2 pseudogenes are annotated in these 3,267 nt (G+C 68.3%); one reads left to right on the top strand and one right to left on the bottom strand.

The annotated features are described in order from the left end of the window. Positions 1-13: 13 nt before the first annotated feature. Positions 14-574, top strand: a pseudogene (locus AB0M52_RS32510) (metallophosphoesterase); the annotation flags it as partial. Between the two features lie 2,593 nt (positions 575-3,167). Here the strand turns inward: AB0M52_RS32510 and AB0M52_RS32505 are convergent. Further along, a pseudogene (locus tag AB0M52_RS32505) lies at positions 3,168-3,267 on the bottom strand (hypothetical protein); the annotation flags it as partial.

The raw sequence follows: 3,267 nt of genomic DNA, 5'->3' as shown, positions 1-3,267 counted from the left end.
CACCGACACGCAGATGAACGACTACAAGGGCTACGTGGAGACGATGGTCCCGGCGATGGACCGGGCCTTCTCCGAGGTGCCCGACCCGGCGTTCATGCTGTTCACCGGTGACCAGGTCAACAACAGCTACAAGTCCGAGCAGTGGGACGGCTTCTTCAAGGCGCTGGAGTCTCGCGCGGCGAGCGTCCCGACGTACTTCACGATCGGTAACCACGAGTACGAGGGCAATCCCAGCGACGGCTACCTCGACTGGGAGTCGCCCGACCCGTACTTCACCAACTTCGCGGCTCGTACCAACATCCCCCCCAACGGCCCGGCCTATTTCGGGGCCGCCGGGAGCCAGCCGACCGCGGTCGGCGAGGAGGCCAAGAAGCTGGGTAACACCGCCTACTACTTCGAGTACGGCGATGCCCTGTTCGTGGTGCTCAACCACTTCGACCAGCTGAAGCTGTCCGAGCTGCGGCCGCAGCTGGACTGGTTGAAGACGGTCGTGCAGGCGTCCGACGCGAAGTGGAAGATCGCGGCCTACCACCACGGCCCCTACCTGGGCCGGCGTAACCACCCGTCGAACTACCTGGAGATCACCAAGGCGTTCGACCAGGCCGGCATCGATCTGGCGATCTCCGGGCACGACGGCATGTACCTGCGCACCCACCCGATGAAGAACGACCTGGTCGTCGGGGACGGCAAGGGCACGACGTACGTCACCGGTGCCGCAGCCGGCGACGGGCAGGGCTACACGTGGAACCCGGCGATCGCGGGTCGATACACGTCGGTCTACAAGGACAACCAGGAAGCCAGCTACCAGACCGTCTCGGTGTCCCCGGAGCGGATCGCGATCACCTCCACCAGCCGCGATCCCCGCACCGGCGTCTACAGCGTCAACGACACCTTCGAGATCACCCAGTCGCTGCCCTCCGCACTGGCGGACTGGGTGCCGCCGGTCTCTCCCGAGCCCGTGCTCGACAAGGACTTCCCGCCCCTGGTCGAGGGCAGCTACCAGATCAGCACCGCCCAGCAGCTGATGTACGTGAGCAACAACTTCGGTGACGGGTTCGGGCAGTTGCCGCTGGACGGCCACTACGTGTTGACCAAGGACATCGACCTGCAGCACCTGCGCGGGTTCCGCCCGCTGGGTCTGCCGGCCGCGAACGCCAAGGAGGCCGGCCCGGCCTTCACCGGCACCTTCGACGGCGCGGGTCACTCGATCACCGGCCTCAACCTCGGATACGACCAGGGCTGGGAGCTCGCTGACGCGCCGGCGCCCACCGGTTTCGTGGGCCGGCTCGGTGCCGGCGGTGTGGTTCGCGACCTGGGGCTCGTCGACGTCGACTACCGCGACACCGAGGGCCCGGTCGGCGGCGTCGCCGGCGTGGTCGAGGGCGGCACCCTGGAGCGGGTGTTCGTCGCCGGCAAGATCGCCGGTGCCCAGGACACTGCGGGCGGCCTGATCGGCGTGCTCGACGGTGGTTCCGTGAAGGACTCCTACGCGACGGTGAACCTCGATGCCAAAGCCACCGCGGCTGGCCTGGTCGGTGGGATCACCAGCGCGTCGACCGTCGAGCGCAGTCTCGCGGCCGGCGCGGTGATCACCACCGGGGATGCCGGTGGCGCGGTCGGCGACGTACAGTCCGCCGACGCTGTGCTCCGCGGCATCGTCGCGGCGAACCGCGCCGTCAGCGGCTCGACGGCCGGCAAGCTGTTCGCCTCCGCGGCCGCCGGGGCGAGTGTGGCCGACAACGTCGTGTGGGCCGACGTGCCGCTGACTGGCACCAAGGCCGAGCAGCGCGGCATCAGCGAGCTCACCCAGGCCGATCTCACCGTCCAGGGCACCTACCAGGGTCTTGGCTGGGACTTCGGGACGGCGTGGGCGTGGCAGCCGGCTACCAGCTCTGCCGTGGCCTACCCGCAGCTCGCCGGCCTGGCCGGCCAGGTCAACACGTTGCCCTTTACCAACAAGGCGCCACTGGCGGAGCTGTTGGCCACGGTGACGGGCGAGAACGCCCCGAACCCGGCCAGCCACACGCCGTACAGCTACCAGTTCCTCGCGGGGACCATCGACGCCGCCGGTGCCGTGATGGCCGACCCGTACGCGTCGCAAACCAAGGTCGACGCCGCGATCGCCGACCTCACCACCGCCATCAAGTTTCTCAACCCGCTCGTGGCGGCGAAGCAGTTCCGGGCCGCGAGCATCGAGGAGCTCCGCTTCCGGATCGCCGAGATCGGCAGCGCAGAGGACACGATCTGGATCACCGATGACCTCGTTGCCGACGACCAGGGCGGTGCGATCAAGGTCGACGCCGGCAAGATCCGCCTCGAAGCGGACAAGCCGACCACGCTCACCGCGGTCGGCAACGTCTACTTCAACGTGGACGGTGCGGCGCTGACGATCGGCCCGAACCTGACGGTCGTGCAGAGCACCGACAGCACCGCGCTGGCGGCGTTCTTCATGCTGCGCAACCGGGGCCACCTCGCGGTCGAGGACGCGACGATCCGGTCGGACGCCACCATGTCCGGCTCGCAGGGCGTCATCGTCATCGAAGGCTCCGGCCCGACCGTCACAGTCGACCGGTCCACGGTCAGCGGCAAGGGCGCCCGCACCATCTACGCCTACAACGCAGGACCGCTGTTCACGATCACCGACAGCACGATCACCAACACCAACACCGCGCTCTACCGCAGTGACTACGTGTTGAACGGCACCACGGTGATCACCGGCAGCACCGGTGGCGGTGCGGTGATCCACGACTTCCGCGGCAGCGAGGTCGCCGGAGACGTCGCGGAAAAGGTCGTCACGCTCAGCAAGGCCGGCAGCGGCGTCGCGGTTACCGACCCGGCGTACACGATCTCCTACGTGGTGGCCGAGCCCGGAGTCGCGGCACCGGCCGACCTCCAGGGTGCCGTCGCCTACACCGAGCCGATCAGCCTTCCCGAAGGAGGCACCGTCTGGGCCGCACTGACCCACGGCGGTCGCCACGGCATCATCAAGTCCTTCGTCGTCGAAGCACCCGAGGGACCCGGTAACCCGCCGCTGGACTGCGGTGCTGCTCAGGCGCAGGCCGAGGCGGCAGCAAAGGCCGTGGAAAAGGCTGAGAAGGACGTTCAGAAGGCCGAGACGAAGCTCCAGGACGCCGAGGCCAAGTTCGAGAAGAGCGTGGTGATGGGCAAACCATGCCGATCTCGTAGAGGGCCAGGTCGCGCAGACCGCGGCCGAGGTTGCGCTTCACGATGCCCAGCAGCGGGCCGAGCAGCGTGGTGCGCAGCAGC

Origin of the sequence: Micromonospora sp. NPDC051296 (genome assembly GCF_040682255.1) — a bacterium.
GTDB lineage: Bacteria > Actinomycetota > Actinomycetes > Mycobacteriales > Micromonosporaceae > Micromonospora > Micromonospora craterilacus.
This window is presented reverse-complemented; position numbering and strand designations above follow the sequence as displayed.